Annotated in this window: 19 protein-coding genes and 1 riboswitch; of the genes, 10 read left to right on the top strand and 9 right to left on the bottom strand. The window is 62.4% G+C overall.

Features of this window, described 5'->3' with window-relative positions:
* Position 1 precedes the first annotated feature (1 nt).
* Positions 2 to 1600 (top strand): tetratricopeptide repeat protein, encoded by a 1599-nt coding sequence (locus tag AC4BCN_RS20835; protein ID WP_490491656.1) that lies wholly within the window; start codon positions 2 to 4, stop codon positions 1598 to 1600.
* Between the two features lie 263 nt (positions 1601 to 1863).
* Positions 1864 to 2406, top strand: coding sequence for a hypothetical protein (locus AC4BCN_RS20830; RefSeq protein WP_490491655.1), 543 nt, complete (start codon positions 1864 to 1866; stop codon positions 2404 to 2406).
* Positions 2407 to 2417: 11 nt separating this feature from the next.
* On the opposite strand, the gene AC4BCN_RS20825 is transcribed toward AC4BCN_RS20830, so the two are convergent.
* From AC4BCN_RS20825 to AC4BCN_RS20815, 3 genes are all read right to left on the bottom strand, one after another.
* Complete coding sequence (locus AC4BCN_RS20825) at positions 2418 to 2879, bottom strand: hypothetical protein (protein ID WP_139143316.1); 462 nt, start codon at positions 2877 to 2879, stop codon at positions 2418 to 2420.
* A 115-nt stretch (positions 2880 to 2994) separates the two neighbouring features.
* The gene (locus AC4BCN_RS20820) at positions 2995 to 3609 is read right to left on the bottom strand and encodes a class I SAM-dependent methyltransferase (RefSeq protein WP_490491654.1); all 615 of its coding nucleotides are present in this window, start codon (positions 3607 to 3609) and stop codon (positions 2995 to 2997) included.
* A 40-nt stretch (positions 3610 to 3649) separates the two neighbouring features.
* Positions 3650 to 4285, bottom strand: a complete 636-nt coding sequence (locus AC4BCN_RS20815; RefSeq protein ID WP_490491653.1) for a TetR/AcrR family transcriptional regulator — start codon at positions 4283 to 4285, stop codon at positions 3650 to 3652.
* A 67-nt stretch (positions 4286 to 4352) separates the two neighbouring features.
* On the opposite strand from AC4BCN_RS20815, the gene AC4BCN_RS20810 reads away from it, so the two are divergent.
* From AC4BCN_RS20810 to AC4BCN_RS20800, 3 genes are all read left to right on the top strand, one after another.
* Positions 4353 to 4871: a DUF2867 domain-containing protein gene (locus AC4BCN_RS20810; RefSeq protein ID WP_034749875.1), complete on the top strand. Its 519-nt coding sequence runs from the start codon at positions 4353 to 4355 to the stop codon at positions 4869 to 4871.
* Positions 4872 to 4957: 86 nt separating this feature from the next.
* Positions 4958 to 5569 carry a nicotinamide riboside transporter PnuC gene (gene pnuC / locus AC4BCN_RS20805; RefSeq protein ID WP_046684578.1) on the top strand — a complete coding sequence of 204 codons (612 nt, stop codon included), beginning with the start codon at positions 4958 to 4960 and terminating at the stop codon, positions 5567 to 5569.
* Positions 5569 to 6117 carry an AAA family ATPase gene (locus AC4BCN_RS20800; protein WP_436480647.1) on the top strand — a complete coding sequence of 183 codons (549 nt, stop codon included), beginning with the start codon at positions 5569 to 5571 and terminating at the stop codon, positions 6115 to 6117. The genes pnuC and AC4BCN_RS20800 overlap by 1 nt, the downstream gene beginning before the upstream one ends.
* Here AC4BCN_RS20800 and AC4BCN_RS20795 read toward each other — a convergent pair.
* Both AC4BCN_RS20795 and AC4BCN_RS20790 read right to left on the bottom strand, forming a co-directional pair.
* Complete coding sequence (locus AC4BCN_RS20795) at positions 6114 to 8261, bottom strand: TonB-dependent siderophore receptor (protein ID WP_490491652.1); 2148 nt, start codon at positions 8259 to 8261, stop codon at positions 6114 to 6116. The two genes, AC4BCN_RS20800 and AC4BCN_RS20795, sit on opposite strands and share 4 nt — an antisense overlap.
* A gap of 85 nt (positions 8262 to 8346) precedes the next feature.
* Positions 8347 to 8444, bottom strand: a riboswitch (TPP riboswitch).
* Positions 8445 to 8511: 67 nt separating this feature from the next.
* Complete coding sequence (locus tag AC4BCN_RS20790; RefSeq protein WP_034749865.1) at positions 8512 to 9669, bottom strand: iron-containing alcohol dehydrogenase; 1158 nt, start codon at positions 9667 to 9669, stop codon at positions 8512 to 8514.
* A 143-nt stretch (positions 9670 to 9812) separates the two neighbouring features.
* Here AC4BCN_RS20790 and AC4BCN_RS20785 point away from each other — a divergent pair, with 143 nt between their 5' ends.
* Together AC4BCN_RS20785 and AC4BCN_RS20780 are read left to right on the top strand one after the other, a co-directional pair.
* Entirely contained in the window at positions 9813 to 10118 is a 306-nt protein-coding gene (locus AC4BCN_RS20785) for a ferritin family protein (protein WP_034750230.1), read from the top strand.
* Positions 10119 to 10243: 125 nt separating this feature from the next.
* Entirely contained in the window at positions 10244 to 10723 is a 480-nt protein-coding gene (locus AC4BCN_RS20780) for an Imm26 family immunity protein (RefSeq protein ID WP_128142523.1), read from the top strand.
* Positions 10724 to 10821: 98 nt separating this feature from the next.
* Here AC4BCN_RS20780 and AC4BCN_RS20775 read toward each other — a convergent pair whose 3' ends face one another.
* Both AC4BCN_RS20775 and ompR read right to left on the bottom strand, forming a co-directional pair.
* On the bottom strand, positions 10822 to 12180 hold the full coding sequence (locus AC4BCN_RS20775) for a sensor histidine kinase (RefSeq protein WP_490491651.1): 1359 nt from the start codon (positions 12178 to 12180) through the stop codon (positions 10822 to 10824).
* Positions 12181 to 12193: 13 nt separating this feature from the next.
* Complete coding sequence (gene ompR, locus AC4BCN_RS20770; protein WP_223278807.1) at positions 12194 to 12895, bottom strand: osmolarity response regulator transcription factor OmpR; 702 nt, start codon at positions 12893 to 12895, stop codon at positions 12194 to 12196.
* Between the two features lie 263 nt (positions 12896 to 13158).
* Here ompR and AC4BCN_RS20765 point away from each other — a divergent pair, with 263 nt between their 5' ends.
* Both AC4BCN_RS20765 and AC4BCN_RS20760 read left to right on the top strand, forming a co-directional pair.
* Complete coding sequence (locus AC4BCN_RS20765) at positions 13159 to 13548, top strand: hypothetical protein (RefSeq protein ID WP_128142525.1); 390 nt, start codon at positions 13159 to 13161, stop codon at positions 13546 to 13548.
* Between the two features lie 160 nt (positions 13549 to 13708).
* The gene (locus tag AC4BCN_RS20760; RefSeq protein ID WP_490491650.1) at positions 13709 to 15568 is read left to right on the top strand and encodes a flagellar assembly protein A; all 1860 of its coding nucleotides are present in this window, start codon (positions 13709 to 13711) and stop codon (positions 15566 to 15568) included.
* On the opposite strand, the gene arfB is transcribed toward AC4BCN_RS20760, so the two are convergent.
* Positions 15569 to 15967 carry an alternative ribosome rescue aminoacyl-tRNA hydrolase ArfB gene (gene arfB / locus AC4BCN_RS20755; protein ID WP_034749850.1) on the bottom strand — a complete coding sequence of 133 codons (399 nt, stop codon included), beginning with the start codon at positions 15965 to 15967 and terminating at the stop codon, positions 15569 to 15571.
* A gap of 196 nt (positions 15968 to 16163) precedes the next feature.
* Between arfB and AC4BCN_RS20750 the strand changes: the two genes are divergently transcribed.
* Positions 16164 to 16646 (top strand): chemotaxis protein CheW, encoded by a 483-nt coding sequence (locus AC4BCN_RS20750; RefSeq protein ID WP_490491649.1) that lies wholly within the window; start codon positions 16164 to 16166, stop codon positions 16644 to 16646.
* 36 nt (positions 16647 to 16682) lie between these two features.
* Here AC4BCN_RS20750 and AC4BCN_RS20745 read toward each other — a convergent pair whose 3' ends face one another.
* Positions 16683 to 18674 carry an ATP-binding cassette domain-containing protein gene (locus AC4BCN_RS20745; protein WP_490491648.1) on the bottom strand — a complete coding sequence of 664 codons (1992 nt, stop codon included), beginning with the start codon at positions 18672 to 18674 and terminating at the stop codon, positions 16683 to 16685.
* Between the last annotated feature and the right edge of the window lie 53 nt (positions 18675 to 18727).

Here is an 18727-nt window from a genome sequence, read left to right as displayed (position 1 = left end):
CATGAAACAGTATCAAAATATATTCATTCGTCTGCCATGTTCCGTATTGGTAGTTCTCCTGTATATCCCTTTATTCGCCTGCAAAATGCCAAACGACAAAGAAGAAGTCTTGCCACGCAATCAAAGCCTGCCCCTCTTCAATCCGCATGTCCCTGATTTCATTTGTGAAATCGAATCGAACAAGGTGCCGCCCATCGATGCGCAAGCCGAGGACTGGTTTCTCGAAGCACGCGCCTTGGAAGATCCTGAAATTTTTGTGGAAGACCGCGATTATAAAAAAATCATCGATCTGACGCGTCAGGCGGCGCAGCGTTTGCACTGGAAGGCGATGCTCAATCTGGCCAGCCTGTATGTGGAAGGACGCGATCCTTTAAATGGTGAGGAAGAAGCGGTGCAACTGGTGGAAAAAGCGATGCGGCTGGGCATACCGGCGGCCTACGACCGGATGGGAACGTATTATGCGAACAGTACGGGTGTGACAGGCGATACCACCCGGGCTTATGCCTTCTGGCAAAAGGCGGCTGTCATGGGAAATCCTCAGGCGATGGCATTTTTAGGAGAAAAATTAAGAGCGGGAACAGACGGTGCTATTCCTGGATATTGGGCCAATATTCCTGTAGCGATAAAAATGATGGCGTGTGCGCTTTCTCAAGGATATGGGCCTGCTGCGTTTAACCTGCACTATTTGTATGCAATACCAAGAGCTGCAAATGGCGATGAGATTGGCGATCGAACTCCTGCAACCAAACAGCGTGCTCTAAATGTATTGCATGAGGGAGTCAAGTTTGGCTGCGCAGAATGTGCGAGCGCATTGGCAATTGAATTCGGTTCACCTTTTGATCTTGCCGATATGCTGGCGCCATATGTGGACAAGGCTCGTGGAGAGCGATATGCCGTACTTAGTAACGCCCTCGGCTTCAACCCCAATGCGCGCTTCCCCAACCTCGATAAAATATTGCCATTGCCACCGGCCGATCTGCCGCCGTGGGATGGCAACAAAGATGCCTTGCTCGACGCCGCCATGGGCGTGCGTCCGCCGCCAGCCATTCCGCAGCCAGGCGCTGCGTCGCTTTTCAAAAAACCATATTTCCTGGCCGCCGGCTATGCGCTACATCCCACCGGCTTGCACAGCGACGCGCCGACCGCGCCATTTTCCGCGTATTGGCAACCCGCCCAAGGGCAGGGTTTGACGGAACCGGCCTGGCTGTTCGGTGAAGGCGAAGAGTTCCGCCATTTCAGCGTGCTCGATGCTGCAGGAAAGACCCGTTACGGCCCCGTGATATGGGAACAGTGCCTGACGATATGGCACAACCATGGGGTAGTGGAGCCGCGCGCGGCGCGCGGCTTGCTGCGCGAGGTGGCACGGCCCGAGCCATGGTTGAGCTGCGCTTGCGACCAGGCTTGTCCAGTCAGCGGCGTCTGGCAACCGTGGGTGGCGGCCGACCATCCGCTGCAGGCCATCGTCAACCAGTACTGGCGCCAGGCCTGGCTGACCCAAGGCGCGCCGTTCCCGCGACCGTGCCGCGACTGGCTGCTCGATTTGCCAGATGACGACGTGACGTGGCATTTGATGGATGCCTCCCTTCCCGATCTTGGATAAGGCTGAACGCTAGCGATATCTCTCATAGGCGACCCTGTCCCAGCCTAAGAAATAGTTTCTATCTGCATATCCGACCTGGCCCCGGCTCCCTAGGCGGGTGCGGTCTTTTTTTTCGCCGCGCTGACGATGAAGGGCCGCTCTGAGTCACCGGTTTGTGCTCCCGGCATCGTCCGCACTGTTCACGCACCACCGCCGGCCGCATTGGCTGTGCCACGTATAATTCCTCGCACTATCCACCGCTATTCATTTTCGACAGGCCCACCATGTCCCTGACTCCCGATTCGCTGCCTGACTGGCAAACGTTTGAAGCGGCATACGCCGTTGAAGAAACCTGGTTCAAGCTGGCCAGCGCGTCGCTGGCAGTGCTGGGCGCGTCCCGATTCAAGGACCAGGCATTTTCAGCGTTTGCCTTCAACGCCGTCTCGTTCCCATCCCTTTCGCTGAGCTTTGACACCGATCCCGACAACCGGGCGCGTGGTGACTACCCGCCGGACTGGTCGAACGAGTGCATGGAAGTCGATGTGCCGGAAATTGGCCAACTATGGGAAGAGGGGCATGCAACGATAGAAGGCGCGCTGCTCGAGCTGATCGACGCTGCCGATGACGACTTGCTCGATGCCATCGAGGAAGGCTATCTGCACAGCCTGAGGAAAACCATGGTGCGGCTTGAGACGCGCCATGCTTTCGAGCAGATCAGGACCTGCGCGCGATTCTGGACCGTGGTCACGCAAATCGATGCCGATACGGATGAAGAGGAACGGCTGCTCGACCAGGTGCGGCTGGCGGCAATGGCCAGCCATGCATGAGGGGCTGACTGCTATATCAGGGCTTTCCAGGCCCTGACTTCGGCGTCCGTGAGCATCGGCCCCCAGCCGCCGCGCGGCGCCGTATCGTGCTGCGCATAGTGCGCAAGTTGCGGTACCGCCACATCATGCCGGACACAGATGTCAAGCACGGCTTCCAGCTGGCGCCGGCTTGCCGGAAGGTCGTCGGCATGCCAGGTACAGGCGCTCGTTTCCAGCACATGCTGAACAAGCTGCTCCAGCGTGCCGAGCAGGTGCCCGGGTATTGCCGTGCGGATGTCGTCCGGCCAGGGATCGCCCATGCCCGTCACAGCCAGGGAAGCAAAGCCGCGCTCCCAGGCCGCAAAATCCCCAGGCGCGACCTGCGTTACTTTCCATATGTGGCCGGCGAACGCGGACAGCGCCGGATGGTGAATGTCGAAGCGCAGGCAAAAGCGCTGCAGGCACGTCACGGCAATGCATTGCCTGGCGATCACGGAGAGAGTGTCTATTGATATATTGTGCATAAATTGACGGCGTTTCAAAAATAATGGCTGGTCTCGGCTGAGTGCCTGCCTCTCAGCTCCCTGGCGCAGGCTGCTTCAGCTTGAATCATTTCTCAAAGACAAGCCAGGACCAGCTCACCCCCGCCTGGCGGTTCTGTGGCTGGACGGATGGCGCCTGCGTGCTCAGCATGACCTTGAGCCCATGCCGCATCGCCAGGTCTGCCGTTTCACTGGCGGCTACGTCAAAGATGCGGCGGCCTTCCGGAGGCGGACCATGCCTTAGGGAAATGACGAGTACTGCGCCCGGCTTGAGCAATGCGCTGATATTGCCCATCGCCTCCATTCTTTCTTCCGCTGCCAGATGCATCCAGACGGCAGCGACGACAATCAGGTCATACCTGGTGTGGCGCGCGCCTATCGTGGACAGGGCGGGCAGGCTATCGTTGATCCATTCAAGGTTGGCCAGGGCATGCGCCTGCATGCCCGCTGCGCGGAAGGCGGCAACGGGCTCAAGCGCGATCACCGTGTGCCCCAGGCTTGCCAGCCACGCCGCGTCGCCGCCGGTTCCGGCGCCGATGTCGAGCACGGCGCCTGGCCGCGTCGGCAAGAGATGGGCAACGGGACGGTATTTATCCAGGAAGGCAACGCTTTCATATCGGGCGATGAGCCGCTCTGCATTGTCTGCATAGCCCTCGGTGCCAGGGACAGTGGATGAGTCCATGGGATCCTGCATGATCAGCGGGCGCATCTGGCGATGGTCATCACGGTTGTTTTCCCGCTTGCTGACGCGCCTGCCGCAAGGCCTCCACCGGCAACTGGAAAAAGCGCGGCACCATGGCTGGCGATAAATCGTCGCCGCTCTCCGTCATGGCCAGGCGACCGCTCAGCAGCAGCATCACGTAGCCGTGGCCCAGCGACCAGCCGGCGCTGGCGGCAGCCTTGTCCCAGCGCGGGTCGAGGCCCGCTTCGCGCACGGCGGCACCAGCCGTCTGCAGCACGTACTGGAAGCACGCTTGCGCCGCTTCCAGCAGGGCCGGGAACTGGCGCACGTCCTGGTGCTCGAACATCAGCCGGTAGTGGGCCGGTGCGGCCAGGGCGAATTCGATGTATTGCTGGCCCAGCAGCTGAAAACGCTGTTCGGAGGGCAGGCTGCCCTGCGGCGGCAGTTCCGCCTCCCATTTGGCGATCAGGCTGGCAAAACCGGCCGCCGCCACCTCGGCCAGCAAGGCTTCTTTGCTGGGGAAGTGGCGGTATACGGCGGCGATCGATACGCCCACCGTGCGCGCCAGTTCGCGCAGCGAGAGGGTGGCGTCGTGCTGCTGCGCCAGTTGCGCGATGGTGGCGGCGACCAGGGTGTCGCGCAGGTTGCCATGGTGATAATTGCTACTTGTGTTCATTCTATGTTATCGCTGTTCACATTGTCGTGTATGATGGTCATGTTATCACTGAACACATGGAGAGCACATGCAAGAGATGAGCAACGTGGTACGCGCCGTGGCCATGCCGCCCGGCGCCAGCATCGCCCCTTTGTACCAGGGCAGCAACCTGGCCGACGCGTATGCCGTCGGCCTGCCCAGCGCTGGTGTGCGGCAGATGGATATGCAGGCCCTGGCGCGCGTGGTGCTGTGCAGCCAGCCGCGCTGGGCGCAGTGGCTGCTGGCGGTGCGCGACATTATTGTCACGCCCTTCGGCATCAAGACGGCGAAACAGCTGGCGGCCAAGCCTGATGGACGCATCGGCATCTTTCGCATCTACGCTGTCAGCGATGATGAAATCATCGTGGGCGAGGACGACAGCCACCTGGACTTCCGTTTGTCCGTGCTGCGCAACCGGGACGCGGGGCTGCATGGCAGCATCACCTTTTCCACCGTCGTGCATTGCCATAACTGGATAGGGCGTAGCTACATCCTGCTGATCCGGCCATTTCACAAGCTGGTTGTGCGGCGTACGCTGGCGCGCGCCGTCAAGGGAGGCTTTGCCTGAGCAGGGAAGGGCTGCGGCGGTGCGGGCAATCTTGCTTATTCATGGCCGGTATTGCATACTGCACCACCAGCCTCATCACGATTCCCATGAACGATACGCTTCTCCTGCTGGGTTTTGCCACCACGCCGCTTGAACTGATTTCCTTTGTCCTGGCACTGACAACCGTTGCGCTGAACATCCGCCAGAATCACTGGGCGTGGCTGTTCGCCATCATTTCCTCGGCCGCCTACGGTTTCGTGTTTTTCGAGTCGCGCCTGTATGGCGACATGGCTTTGCAACTGCTGTTCATCAGCGTCTCGTTCTGGGGCTGGTACCAGTGGCTGCACCCGGCCAGCGGCGGCAAGACCCTGCCCGTCACGCGCCTCGATGGTCGCGGCTGGCTGGCTTGCGCCGTAGGCTGGCTGGTCGGCTTCCTGCTGATCGCCTGGCTGCTGACGACGACGGATACGGACGTGCCGCACGCGGACGGTTTTCTCACGGCAGGCAGCCTGGTGGGGCAATTCCTGCTGTCGCGCAAGAAGCTGGAAAACTGGATCGCCTGGATCATCGTCGACGTGCTGTACGTGTGGCTGTATGTGCACAAGGGCCTGACCCTGACGGCCGTGCTGTATGCGTTCTTCGTCGTGATGGCCATCATCGGCTTGCTGGCGTGGAGAAAGTCGGCGCCGGCCGCGCCCGATGCGATGGTCCTCAAGTGATGGGCAACTGCGTGCGCGTGGCCATCCTGGGCGCGGAATCGTCGGGCAAGTCGACCCTGGCGGCCGCCCTGGCCGAGCGCTACGGCACCGTCTGGGTGCCCGAGTATTTACGTGAATTTGTCGAAACGCAGGGCAGGGTGCCCGTCTCGGCCGACCAGTTTGGCATTGCGCGCACGCAAGTCGAACGCGAGGCGGCAGCCGCCGCGCAAGCGCGCAACTTCCTGTTTTGCGACACGACGCCGTTGATGACGGTCGTCTACAGCCGCCATTATTTTGATGGCGCCGATGCACAGCTGGCGGCGCTGGCCGATGCCACGCAGTACGATCTGACGTTGGTGACGGCGCCCGACAGCCCGTGGGTGGCCGATGGCTTGCAGCGCGAGTCCGAAGCCGTGCGCCAACTGATCTACCGCTACCTGCTCGACGAGCTCGACGCGCGCGGCATTGTGTACCACGTGCTGCACGACAGCCTGGAGGCACGCCTGGAACAGGCGGCGCCCTTGCTGCAGCAGGCGCTAGCTGCAGCGCCTGCCATTTCCCTCAATTAAAAATCAAACTGGGCCGACACCTTGAACGTGCGGCTGGCGCCCGGATACAGATAACCATCGGACTCCGGCGTCACGTCGCGCCAGTAGAACTTGTCGGCCACGTTGTTGACGCTGGCGCGCAGCACGGCGCGCGTGCCGGCGATGCGCGTGGCCCAGGCGGCGCCCAGGTTGAACACGTTGTACGACGGCACGAAGGTCGTGTTGTTGTACTCAAACGCTTTCTTGCTAGCAAACTCCCAGCTGCCATTGACGCTCAAGCCCGCCACCTGTTGCACGGCGTAGTCCGCATGCACGGCTGCCTTGAAGGCCGGCACGTTGGGCACGCGCTTGCCATCGAGGGTGGCATTGCCCGTGCCTGACTGCTGGCTGTTCAGGGCCGTCACGGAGGCGCCCAGGCTCAGGTTGGAAGTTGCCTTGCCCTGGGCCGACAATTCCAGTCCACGGTGCTGTGCCTGGCCTTCGCGCACGAAGTAGCCTGCGGCATTCTGGAATTCCAGGCCCTTGCGGATCTGGAACAGGCTGGCCGCCACCATGAAGTCCGGCGTCACATCCATCTTCGCGCCAAGCTCGATCTGCTTGGAGCGGCTGGGCGTGAGTTCTTCGTTGGCATTCATCGCCTTGCGGTCGGCCGTGCCGCCATGTTCCATGCCTTGCGAATAGGCCGCATACACGGAGACATTGTCGAGCGGGGTGTAGACGAGCGAGACGTTGGGCAGCAGGAAGTCGTGCTTGGCGCGGATTTCCTTGTCGGCCTTCAGCACATACTGGTAGCCGTCGACGTCGATATGGCGCAAGCCGCCATGCAGCTTCCAGTTCGGCGCCAGGCTGACGATATCCTGCACGAAGACGGAGTTTTCCGTGTCCTTGCGCACCAGGCGTACGGGGCCTTGCACGCCGGTCGACATGTCGACGATCTGCGGGTGGTAGATGTTGCTCACGCCAGCCCAGTCATACACGTACAGTCCCGCGCGGTCCTTGCGGCGGAAGGTCGAGACGCCGGCCGTGAATTCATGGCGCAGGCTACCGGTGGCGAACTTGCCCTGGATCATGGCTTGCGCGCTCAGCGGTTTTTTCGTCTCGCCCAGGCTGCGGTAGTCATACACGTCGTAGTCGCCATTGCCGCAGAAGCCAGGGTACAGCTCTTGCGCACTGCAGCCGTAAGGGAAGGCCGTGTAGTCGTCGCGCTTGAACGAGTGCTGGTTGGCCGACAGGGTGGCGCGCCAGTCGTCATTGAATGCGTACTGGAAGCGCAGGCCGATATTGCTGGTGACGGTTTCCACGGGGCGCGTCCACGGCTGCAGGTTGAGCATGGCGTCGGCGCTGATGCCGGTCGGCAAGGTCGTGTTATTCAGCAGCTGGAAGCCGGGCGCCGTCGCCTGCGCCTTGTCCTGGTAGTCGGCATCGAGTTGCAGCAGCGCTTGCGGCGAGATTTGCCAGTCGAAGGCACCGGAAATGAACTTGCGGTTGCCATCCGCGCCCTTGATGTAGGAGCGCAGGCGCTCGGCCGCCACGTTGACGCGGTAGCCGAAGCGCGTGTCTTCCAGGCGGCCGCCCAGGTCGACGGCGCCATACACGGTGCCACGCTCGCGCGTTTCCACGGTGACGCTGCGCAGCGGCGCGGCGGTGGGGCGCTTGACGATGAAGTCGATCACGCCGCCCGGCGCGGCCACGCCTGCCTGCAAGCCGGCCAGGCCTTTCAGCACTTCGATGCGTTCCTTGTTTTCCAGCGGAATTTGCGTGTCGCCAGGAATGGCCACGCCATCCTTGCGGTAGCTGGAATTGTTGTCGAGCTTGAAGCCACGGATGGAAAACTGTTCCGCATAGCCGACGGCGTTGTAGGCATCGTTGATGCTGGCGTCGAGCTTGACGGCATCGCTGAGATTACGGATCTGCAAGTCCTGCATGTCTTTTTGCGAAATGACGGTGACGGACGCCGGCGTCTGCAGCAGCGGCGCGTCGGAAAAACCACCGACGGAGGCGCGCTTGGCGGCCGGCGCCTTGCTGGCCGTGACGACGACTTCGGCCATGCTCTGGGCCTGTGGGTCGGCTGCTTCGGCGGCGTCATTCGCGGCAAAGGCCGGTGCGGCAAACGCGTGCAGGATCGCCAGGGTCAAAACAGAAACGGATAAATTCGGTGTGGACATAGATTGCTCGTGGTTCAAGCCGTCTCTGTAAGGAGCACGGCAGGCTGCTTGTTCGGCTGGCGCCAACGCAGGAGCTATCAAAGGAGGGAGGTACTTTGCGCTTTCCTTCGCTGGCATTATCCAGATCAGGTACGAAGGGTATCTCTCACCCGGATGACTGCTCCAGGACCCCTAGCGAAACGACAGCTTAGCATGAAGCACGGCCAGCTGTCCCACCCTGCTGACCGTTTTACAACAGTGTGGTGCGAATCTACAGGCTCAGTTCCAGCACCTTGCGGCTGATGGCGGGCGTGATTTCACGCTGTTCGCCCAGCGCCGTCATGCCGTGCGCTTCCAGGGCGGACACGACGGCGTCCACGCTGGCGTGGTTCAGGCCGTAGTCGGCCAGACGCGTCTTGACGCCCATGTGGCGGAAGAAGAATTCCGTGCGCGCGATGGCCGCCTCGATGCGGCCATCTTCGTCGCCGCCGTCCAGGCCCCAGACGCGGGCCGCGTACTGCAGCAGCTTGGCGCGCTTGGCCTGCTTGCGCACGCGCAGCATGCTGGGCAGGATGATGGCCAGCGTCTGCGCATGGTCGAGCTCGTACAAGGCCGTCAATTCGTGGCCGATGGCGTGCGTGGACCAGTCCTGCGGCACGCCCACGCCGATCAGGCCGTTCAAGGCCAGGGTGGCGCTCCACATCACGTTGGCGCGCACGTCGTAGTCGTCCGGATGCGACAGGGCCTTCGGGCCTTCCTCGATCAGGGTCAGCAGGATGCCTTCGGCGAAGCGGTCCTGCACGGAGGCGTTCACAGGGTAGGTCAGGTATTGCTCCATCACATGCGCGAACGCATCGACGACGCCATTGCCCACCTGGCGCAGCGGCAAGGTGAACGTTTTCGACGGGTCCAGCACGGAGAATTTCGGATACACCTTGCGGCTCATGAACGAGCGCTTTTCCTGCGTGGCCTTGCGCGTGATCACGGCCGAGCCATTCATTTCGGACCCCGTGGCCGGCAAGGTCAACACGGTGCCGAAGGGCAGGGCGGCCTCGACGATCTTGCCGCCCTTGGCCAGGATGTCCCACGCCTCGCCCTCATGCAGGGCGGCGGCGGCGATGAACTTGGTGCCATCGACCACGGAGCCGCCGCCGACGGCCAGCAGGAAATCGATGCGCTCGCTTTTCACGAGGGCCACGGCCTGCATCAGCGTTTCATAGCTGGGATTGGGTTCGATGCCGGCAAACTCGATCATCGTATGCCCGGCCAGCGCTGCCTTGACTTCATCGTAGACGCCGTTCTGCTTGATGCTGCCGCCGCCATACGTCATGAGCACTCTCGCCTGGGGCGGGATCAGCGCCGTGATCGCGGCGATCTGACCCTGGCCGAAGAGGATTTGCGTCGGATTGTAAAAGTCGAAATTGAACATGGGGCTCCTGCCGCTGGGGTTTAGGCTGTTGCTGAGCCATGATTATGGCCGAACGGGTGGAAACGTGTCGTGGACGCTTGAGCTTTTCGCCCGCGCGGTGGAGAATGCAGCCGATGTCACCACCACGCGAAAAAGGAATGCGCATGACCACCGTCCCACTGGAAGAATCCGGCTTGCCGGCCACCGCGCTCGACATGCACCGCGCCATCGGCGCCACCATCGCCGCGCTGCAGGCGCTGGACTTGAACAGCCAGCGTTTTGAAGCGTGCACGGACCCGGAACTGCGCCGCGTGCTCGCGCATGCGGGCGACACGAGCCGCAAGGAAGCGGCCATGCTGCTCGAATGGATGCGCCGCCGCGATGCGCGCCTGGACACAGCCATGAAGGAGGCGCTGTTCAAGGCGGGGCCGATTGTTGCCCAGTATCACTATGACGAGAAAATATTGTAACTATTGGTTTGTTGTTGTGGCGTACCATGCGCCACTTTCGTATTGCTTCGCGTAGACTGTGCCCCTAATTAAATTTAACGCCGGACAGCCGCGGCTGTCCGGTGTATTCCAGGGGGCTTTTAGAAATGAAATCATTACCATACCGAGAAGGCAGCTGGTTTGCCGTGCCCTTGCCGGGCGGCGGTTATGCCGTCGGCGTGGTGGCGCGCAGGGCGCCTGCCGGGCGCATCATGCTGGCGTATATGTTCGGGCCGAAACGCGACAGCTTGCCCACGCTGGACGAGCTGGAAGGCTTGCGGCCGGAACAGGCCGTGCGCCGTCTGCGCACGGGCGACATGGCGCTGCTCAACGAGCGCTGGCCCCTGCTGGGCGACAGTCCCCACTGGAACCGTGACGACTGGCCCATGCCGGCCTTTATCCGCCGCAACGAATCCTTGCAGCGCGCTTGGCGCGCCAGCTATGCGGACGCCGATCCTGCCAAGCTGAATCGCGAGGAATCGATCCCCTTCGATACGCCGGGCATGGAAAGCGATTCCCTGTACGGCTACGGGGCGACGGAATTGTTGATGAGTAAATTGCTGGCGCAGGAGCAGGCGTCGGTTTGATTGCTGCTGCGTGGTGTTGATGTTGGAGCAGCGTAGGTCGGATTACGCGGTGCCCGCTAATCCGACCTACATCGCCTGCACCGCTGGCGCGATTATTTTTACGCCGCTGGCAAGCTGATCTGAAACGCCAGGCCGCCGCCTTCGCGGTTGCGCACCTGTAATTCGGCGCCGTGGCGCAGCAGCACGCGGTCGACGATGGCCAGGCCCAGGCCTGCGCCATTTGCCTGCCCGCGCGCCGTGTCGAGGCGGGTGAACGGTTTCATCAGCTGCTCGATCTTTTCCGCCGGCACGCCCGTGCCGTGGTCCTGCACCTCGATGATCACCTTTTTCGCGCCGTGACTGGTGCGCACGTGGCAGGCGATGTCGATTTCCGTCACGTCGCTGCCCGGCGTCTTGCCATAGCGGCGCGCATTCTCGATCAGGTTGTTCAGCACGCGGCGCAAGTCGGTGGGGTTGCCCATCGCATGCGCGCCATCGGCGATGGTGGCGTTGATCTTCACGTCCGGCAGGCGCATCGCTTCGCGCGTCATGTCGCCCAGCAAGCCGCTCAGGTCGACGTCCGTAAAGCTCGACGTTTCCGTCGGCTTGGCATAGTCGAGGAACTGGCCGATGATGGCGTCCATCTGCCCGATATCGGACTGGATGCCTTCGCGCGCCTCGTCCGACAGGTTGGCCATTTCCACTTCCAGCTGCATGCGCGCCAGCGGCGTGCGCAAGTCGTGTGAAATGCCGGCCAAAATCACGGCGCGGTCCGATTCCACCTGCTTTAAATCATCGACCATCTGGTTGAAGCTGCGGTTCGCCTCGATGATTTCGATCGGGCCTTTTTCCGGCAGCGGCGCCGGCTGCTTGCCCTTGGCGATGTCGCGCGCGGCAGCCGTCAAACGCGACAGCGGCAGATTGATCAGGCTGGAAATGATGGCCGCACCCAGCAGGGACAGCAGGGATACCAGGCTGGCCCAGCCCAGCCACTGGAAGCCCGTCAGGCCGCGCAGGCGCTCGCGGTCCAGCATCAGCCAGTACTCGTCGTCGTCGATCTTGAAGCTGACCCAGAAGCCGGCCACGCCATTGACGCGCGCGGAAAAGCGCGTGTCCTTGCCCAGCTTGGCCTTCACCAGCGCCTCGATCTCGGGCATCAGGTAATTGTCGGGCGGCGGCTCGATGCGGTCGTCCTCTTCCAGCGAGAAGATGCGGATGCCTTCATTGCTGACGAGGTCGAACAGCAGCTCGCGCCGCAGCTCGGGAGCCGAGTGCGTCAGTGCCGCATGCGTGATGGTGACGACGGATATGATCTGGGCGGAAATCTGCTGCGCCTGCGGCTCACGCTGGATGACGGAAATCATGCCGATCCAGGTGATCATGCTGACGGTGGTCAAAGTGCCGAGCAGCAAAAAGGTGCGCCAGAACAGGCCGCTTTTCAGCCGCGCCAGGCTGATATCGGGAACAAGCTTCATCATGCCTCGCCTGCGATCAGCGCGGCTGTCCGTCCGGAATGAAGACGTAGCCGAGACCCCACACGGTCTGGATGAACAGCGGGCTCGACGGATCGGGTTCGATCAGTTTGCGCAGGCGCGAAATCTGCACGTCCAGGCTGCGGTCGAACACTTCATATTCGCGGCCGCGCGCCAGTTCCATCAGTTTCTCGCGCGACAGCGGCTGGCGCGCATGGCGGGCAAACACTTTCAGCACAGAAAATTCACCGGTCGTCAGCGGCACCGTTTCGCCATTCTTTTTCAGGGTACGCGTGCCCAGGTCCAGCACGAAGTCGCCGAACTCGAAGGTTTGCGGCGTTTCCGACGGTGCGCCCGGGATTTCATCGGGGCCCTTGCGGCGCAGCACGGCGCCGATGCGGGCCACCAGCTCGCGCGGATTGAACGGTTTTGGCAGGTAATCGTCGGCACCCATTTCCAGGCCCACGATGCGATCCACATCCTCGCCTTTGGCCGTCAGCATGATGATCGGCGTCTGGTCGCCCGCGCCGCGCAGGCGGCGGCAGATCGACAGGCCGTCTTCGCCCGGCAGCATCAGGTCGAGCACCAGCAGGTCGTAGCGTTCGCGCAGCCACAACTTGTTCATGGCCGTCGCGCTCTCTGCCGTGAAGACGTTGAAGCCCTGTTCGGTCAGGTAGCGCCGCAGCAGGTCGCGCAGGCGCACATCGTCATCGACCACCATGATTTTTGCCTGGTGGCCGTGGATCGATTGCGTTGTTGTATTGCTGCCGGTAGTGGAGGTTGTGGTCATTTAAGGTGTCGTGTTATCTTATATTAGTTGCTATAGTAACGCCTCGCGCGGCGTCGGCAAGGGGCTGTGGCGACCCATTACAAAGTGTTACAAACTTTACCCAATTACTCTTACTGCACCGTGTAAAGCATCATACACTGGGGCCACAGTGGAAATCAGCTTTAGTTTATACGGCATCGCGGAAGAGGAACTCAATGAATATCTTTACTAAAAAAATTCACGCCGCTCCCAGCGCAGCTATTGCCGCACGTACAGTTGTGCTGTCCGCATTTGCCGTGTGTTCCGTGTTTGCCGCCAGCCTGGCGTCGGCGCAAAACCAGCCGCCGCCACGCCGTGACGACCAGCAGCAAATGCAGGCCCAGCGGTATGAACAGGTACAGCGCAGCAACAGCAATGATACGCGACTGCGCGAACAGCGTGACGCACGCAGTTTCGACACGCGCGCCGAAGAGCAGCGCCGCGCCAACGAAGGCGCCGACGCTTCGCGCCGCACGGGCCGCATGACGCCCGACGAACGCCGCGACCTGCGCCGCCAGATCAACGAAGTGGGCCAGGACATCTATTCGAATCCGCCGCGCCGCTAGGCACCGCGCACCCCATCCGACAGGGCCATCTCGCAAGACATGGCCCTGTCTGCATTTGGCCACCAACATTATTGCCGAGTCAGGCATACGGCCATTCCCCGTGATATTGTTCTAACGCAATGAGGTAATTCTCTGACATTGTTGCTGGGGGAGGCAAGTGGTGAGCGACGACGACACACCGGTTCCGGATGCGGCCCCCGCAGGCGGCTTGCCGCTCGGCCTGCTCCAGCGCGACGAGGGCGTGTTCCTGGACCTGTCGCTGGCGCCGGCGCAGCTGCGCGCCGCCGTCGACCAGCTGTTCCAGTCGAGCCAGCTGCTGGCCGGCCTCGATTACGGTTTGTTCCTGCTGACCCTGTTTCACGCTCCTGTCCCCCGTGCCGCGCCCAAGGGCGACGCCTTGCTGCGCATCGCCGTGCGCGTGGCGCCATTCCCGCCCCCGCGCCGCGCGCTGTATCAACAGATCAAGATCCGTGGCGACAGCGCCGAGTTTTACTTTGAAGCCTTGCCTGCGGACGCGGATGGCCAGGTGCCGGCGCGCCGCGAGTTTGACGAACTGGTGGCGGACCTGTGGTGCAAGGGCGTGCACTACGGTATCGATAGCGTGGCCGTGCGCGCCATGCTCGCCAGCGGCAAGGCCGAGCGCATCACGGTGGCGCGGGTGCTGCCGCCGCAGCCGGGCCGGGACGCCCAGCTCGTTGAAGTGTCGCAAGGCATCCACCGCGATGATGCGCCGCGCGAACGCTCCGATGGCCGCCTCGATTTGCTCAGTTTCAAGAACCGCTTTCCGCAAGTAAAAAAACACGCGCGCCTGCTGCGTCTGCTGCCGGGTACGCCCGGCTTGCCCGGCTACGACCTGGCCGGCAAGGCGCTGCCGCCGCCCGCGCCGCAGGAACTGGACCTGGCCACGGTGGCGGGACCAGGCACGGCGGTCGAGCATTTCAGCGACGGCAATTTCCTCGTTGCCACCCAGGATGGCTATGTGAATGTCGATGAGCACGGCAAGATGGCGATCGAAAACAAGATCGTCAGCCGCGAAGGCGTCAGCAGCCGCACCACGGGCAATCTGAAGCTGCGCGCCGCCTACGAGGAGTACGGTGAAGTGCAGGAGCAGCGCCAGCTCGACGGCAGCGACATCACCATCCATGGCGACGTGTATGGCCATCTGCACTCGCATGGCGGGTTGATATGGCTGCAGCGCAACCTGGTGGGCGGCACGGCCTTCAATGCGCATGGCGACGTGCGCGTCGAGGGCGTCGCTTCCGGTTCCGTGCTGCAGGCGCTGAACGGCGAAGTGCACGTGAAGCGCGCCGAAAGCTGCGTCATCGCCGGCACGCGCGTGGTGATCGACAGCGCCAGCAATTGCGAGATCATCGCCGACGAGGTCGTCATCGAGCTGGCCGAAGGCTGCGCCGTGGCGGCGCGCACCATCCGTATCGGCAGCGCCGGTCCCCGCAAGCAGGTGGAGATGCTGCTGTTTCCCCTCGTGCCCGACCTGAGCGCGCTGGAGCAAAAGATTGCGGAAAGCCTGGCGAAGGCGGCTCACTACCTGCAGGTGCAGCACAAGCGCCAGCAGGAAATCGATGCCATTGCGCAATTGCCCGAGGTGCGCAATTACCTGACCTTGGCGGGCCAGCTGCGGCGCGGCGAATTGCAACTGCAGCCAGCGCAACAGCTGCAGTACGACAAGCTGGCCGCGCGCATCGCTCCCGTCCTGAAAGAGGTGGCGCGCTTGCGCGTGGAGGTAAAACAGTCGGAAATCCTGCACGCGCAGATGCTGGCGCTGGTGGAACAAATGCGCCAGGAGCGGCAAGCGACGGCGGGCCAGTCGCGCTGCAGCCTGGGCCTGGTCGATGGCGAAACGACGGTGCGCGCGCTGGTCGTGCCGCCCGGGCCGGCCAAGGTCTACGACCGGCCGCCGAAGGAAATCAAGGCCTTGCTGCGCAGCGCCACGCCGGCCACGCTGCTCGTGTTTGCGGACAGCACAGGCAGCCTGGACTGGACCTATCAGCCGCCGCCGTAATCAGTCCGTGACCTTGCCGCGTGATTGCTTGAGCACGCTGTGCGTGCTCTTGCTGTCGAGGCGGCGTCGCTGCGAGCTGCGCGTGGGCTTGGTGGCGCGGCGCACGGCGGGCAGGAAGGTCACGCTGTCGATGATTTCCTGCAAGCGCCGCAACGCTTCTTCCTTGTTCTGCTCCTGGCTGCGCGACTGCTGCGCCTTGAGCACCAGCACGCCATCCTTGCTGATGCGGCTGTCGCGCAGGGCCAGCAGTCGTTCCTTGTACGCTTCCGGCAGCGACGAGGCGGCGATGGGGAAGCGCAAATGGATGGCGCTGGACACCTTGTTGACGTTCTGCCCGCCCGGGCCTTGGGCGCGGATGGCGGAAAATTCAACTTCAGCGGGGTTGACGAGGTGTTGCATGGCCTGCCTGTGGGGGAATGATGTGGGTATTGTAAGGGAAGATGGCTGCGCCGGCGCAAGGGCGGGGCTGCCAGCCGATGATGTCTTCTGGGAAAGTTGATGTTTCTCAACGCCGCCTGTGGTGATGCTGGTTAGCATGGGGCCAACGTTGCGCCACTGCGCATCCTGGCAGCGCTTACCGGATGAAAGGAACACCATGCAGCCCACGACCACGCCTGGCGCCGCAACCGCGCAATCCCTGACGCAGTACTTGAGCTTCCGGCTGGGCGGCCTGGAATACGGCCTTGATTACCGTTGCGTGCGGGAATTGCGTCCGCTGAAGGAACTTGACCGTTTTTCCTCGGAAGGGGAAGTGCTGCACAGCGTGGCCGTCTCGCGCGGCGTGATCATCCCCATCGTCGACATGCGCGCCGCGTTCGGCAGCGCCCACGGCGCGCCCGATCCGGCCACCGACGTGATCATCTTGCAGCTGAGTAATGGCGTGATGGGCATGGTGGTCGATGGCGTCACCGATATCGTCAGCCTGGCGCCCGGCGACATCGCCGCCGTGCCCGACCTGGGCGCGGCGGAAGCCGATTACCTGCTGGGCCTGGGCACGCTGGCCGAACGCCGCCTGATCCTCGTCGACATCGACCGCCTGATGGCGATCCGCAGCCCCAGCCCCATGCAGGCGGCATAAAAAAAGACGACCCTGGGGTCGTCTTTGTGCTGCTTGTTAGCCGAGCTTTTCCAGTTGATCCTGCAGATCAAGCCATTCCGTTTCCAGCTGCGCCAGGTCCTTGGTGAAGAAGGTCTGGTCGGCCAGCAGTTGCTTCAATTTCGCCTTGTTGGCAGCGTCATAGATGGTCGGCTCGCCCAGCTTGGCGTCGGTTTCCGCCTTTTGCGCATTGCGCTTGGCGATCTGCTCTTCCTGACGCTTGATCTTGTTTTCGATCGGCTTGCGCAAAGCGGCGGCTTTCTGGCGCTCTTCCGCTTCCTTGCGCTTGTCGCGCACGGGCGCGGCAGGGGCTGCTGCGGCAACGACGGGCGAGACCACGGGGAAATCGGTCTTGTTGGCCTTGCCGGCGGCCGGCAGCACGTCCGTGCCTTTGCCCAGCTTGGTCTTGAACAGCCAGTCCTTGTAGTCATCGAGGTCGCCGTCGAACGGTTGCAGTTTGCCGTCGGCAACGATGATGAATTCATCGGTGGTGGCGCGCAGCAAATGGCGATCATGGGACACGACGACCAGGGTGCCTTCGAACTGGGCCAGCGCTTCCGTCAGCGCTTCGCGCGTTTCCAGATCCAGGTGATTGGTCGGTTCATCAAGCAGCAGCAGGTTCGGACGCTGCCAGACGATCAGGGCCAGCGCCAGACGGGCTTTTTCACCGCCCGAGAACGGCGCGATCGAGGCCGTGACCATGTTGCCGGGGAAGTTGAAGCCGCCCAGGAAGTTGCGCAGTTCCTGCTCGCGCACGGTCGGGGCGATCTTCGCCAGATGCCACAGCGGCGATTCGTCATGGCGCAGCATTTCCACCTGATGCTGGGCGAAATAGCCGATGTTGAGGCCCTTGCCCATGGTGGCGTCGCCCGTCAACGGCATCAGTTCGCCGGCGATGGTCTTGATCAGGGTCGATTTGCCGGCACCGTTCTGGCCCAGCAAGCCGATACGCTGGCCGATCTGCAGCGAAAACTTGATGCCGTTGACAATGGTTTTATGCGTGATTTCGCCCGTCGCTTCGTTCTCGATCTTGTAGCCCGCATCGACATCTTCCATCACCAGCAGCGGGTTCGGCGCGCTCAGCGGCTCGCGGAATTCGAACGAGAATTCGGCGGCGGCGCGCAGTGGCGCCAGCTCTTCCATCTTCGCCAGCGCCTTCATGCGGCTTTGCGCCTGGCGGGCTTTCGACGCTTGCGCCTTGAAGCGGTTCACGAACGATTCCAGATGGGCGCGTTTGCGCTGCTGCTTTTCCAGCGCGCCAGCGGCCAGGATCATCTGCGCCGCGCGTTGACGCTCGAAGCTCGAATAGTTGCCCGAGTAGCGTTTCAGCTTGCGCTCGTCGATATGCACGACGACGTTGACCACTTCATCGAGGAAGTCGCGGTCATGGGAAATGATCAATAATGTGCCGGCGTAGCGCTTGAGCCAGTCTTCCAGCCAGATGATGGCGTCCAGATCCAAATGGTTGGTCGGTTCATCGAGCAGCAGCAGGTCGGACGGGCACATCAGCGCTTGCGCCAGGTTCAGACGCATGCGCCAGCCGCCCGAGAAACTGGCCACCGGTTGCTGCATCTGGTCCAGGGTAAAGCCCAGGCCCAGCAGCAATTGCTCGCCGCGCGACTGCACGGTATACGCGTCGGCATCGGCCAGCGCGCTGTAGATTTCGCCGATGGCGATGCCGTTTTCCGACGTGGCCGGCTCCGATTCCAGGCGCGCCAGTTCCGCTTCCAGTTTGCGCAGGGTGACGTCGCCATCAATGGCGTAGTCGAGCGCGGCACGGTCCAGCGGCGGCGTTTCCTGCGCCACGTAAGCCACGCGCCATTTGGCCGGGAAATCGATCTCGCCCTGGTCAGGGTGCAATTCGCCACGCATCATGGCGAACAGGCTCGATTTGCCCGCGCCATTGGCGCCGATCAGGCCGATCTTGTCGCCCGGATTGAGGGTGACGTCGACTTGTTCGAGCAACGGTTTGATGCCGCGCATCAGGCTTACTTGTAGGAAACGTATCATTTTTTTCTTTGTAGAGGCTGGGGTTTAACCCTCGCCGTAAAATTCAGGTAGGT

This window comes from Janthinobacterium sp. Bl 1, from assembly GCF_058215535.1.
The sequence above is the reverse complement of the archived record's forward strand: the minus strand, read 5'-3'. Positions and strand labels throughout refer to the sequence as shown.

What these genes read in the sequence shown, in the direction of transcription:
- AC4BCN_RS20745 (WP_490491648.1), bottom strand. Translation starts at nt 18,674, where the DNA reads ATGATACGTTTCCTACAAGTAAGCCTGATGCGCGGCATCAAACCGTTG.
- AC4BCN_RS20795 (WP_490491652.1), bottom strand. Translation starts at nt 8,261, where the DNA reads ATGTCCACACCGAATTTATCCGTTTCTGTTTTGACCCTGGCGATCCTG.
- AC4BCN_RS20835 (WP_490491656.1), top strand. Translation starts at nt 2, where the DNA reads ATGAAACAGTATCAAAATATATTCATTCGTCTGCCATGTTCCGTATTG.
- ompR (WP_223278807.1), bottom strand. Translation starts at nt 12,895, where the DNA reads ATGGTGGTCGATGACGATGTGCGCCTGCGCGACCTGCTGCGGCGCTAC.
- AC4BCN_RS20750 (WP_490491649.1), top strand. Translation starts at nt 16,164, where the DNA reads ATGCAGCCCACGACCACGCCTGGCGCCGCAACCGCGCAATCCCTGACG.
- AC4BCN_RS20800 (WP_436480647.1), top strand. Translation starts at nt 5,569, where the DNA reads ATGGGCAACTGCGTGCGCGTGGCCATCCTGGGCGCGGAATCGTCGGGC.
- AC4BCN_RS20810 (WP_034749875.1), top strand. Translation starts at nt 4,353, where the DNA reads ATGCAAGAGATGAGCAACGTGGTACGCGCCGTGGCCATGCCGCCCGGC.
- pnuC (WP_046684578.1), top strand. Translation starts at nt 4,958, where the DNA reads ATGAACGATACGCTTCTCCTGCTGGGTTTTGCCACCACGCCGCTTGAA.
- AC4BCN_RS20775 (WP_490491651.1), bottom strand. Translation starts at nt 12,180, where the DNA reads ATGATGAAGCTTGTTCCCGATATCAGCCTGGCGCGGCTGAAAAGCGGC.
- AC4BCN_RS20780 (WP_128142523.1), top strand. Translation starts at nt 10,244, where the DNA reads ATGAAATCATTACCATACCGAGAAGGCAGCTGGTTTGCCGTGCCCTTG.
- AC4BCN_RS20820 (WP_490491654.1), bottom strand. Translation starts at nt 3,609, where the DNA reads ATGGACTCATCCACTGTCCCTGGCACCGAGGGCTATGCAGACAATGCA.
- AC4BCN_RS20785 (WP_034750230.1), top strand. Translation starts at nt 9,813, where the DNA reads ATGACCACCGTCCCACTGGAAGAATCCGGCTTGCCGGCCACCGCGCTC.
- AC4BCN_RS20765 (WP_128142525.1), top strand. Translation starts at nt 13,159, where the DNA reads ATGAATATCTTTACTAAAAAAATTCACGCCGCTCCCAGCGCAGCTATT.
- AC4BCN_RS20790 (WP_034749865.1), bottom strand. Translation starts at nt 9,669, where the DNA reads ATGTTCAATTTCGACTTTTACAATCCGACGCAAATCCTCTTCGGCCAG.
- arfB (WP_034749850.1), bottom strand. Translation starts at nt 15,967, where the DNA reads ATGCAACACCTCGTCAACCCCGCTGAAGTTGAATTTTCCGCCATCCGC.
- AC4BCN_RS20830 (WP_490491655.1), top strand. Translation starts at nt 1,864, where the DNA reads ATGTCCCTGACTCCCGATTCGCTGCCTGACTGGCAAACGTTTGAAGCG.
- AC4BCN_RS20815 (WP_490491653.1), bottom strand. Translation starts at nt 4,285, where the DNA reads ATGAACACAAGTAGCAATTATCACCATGGCAACCTGCGCGACACCCTG.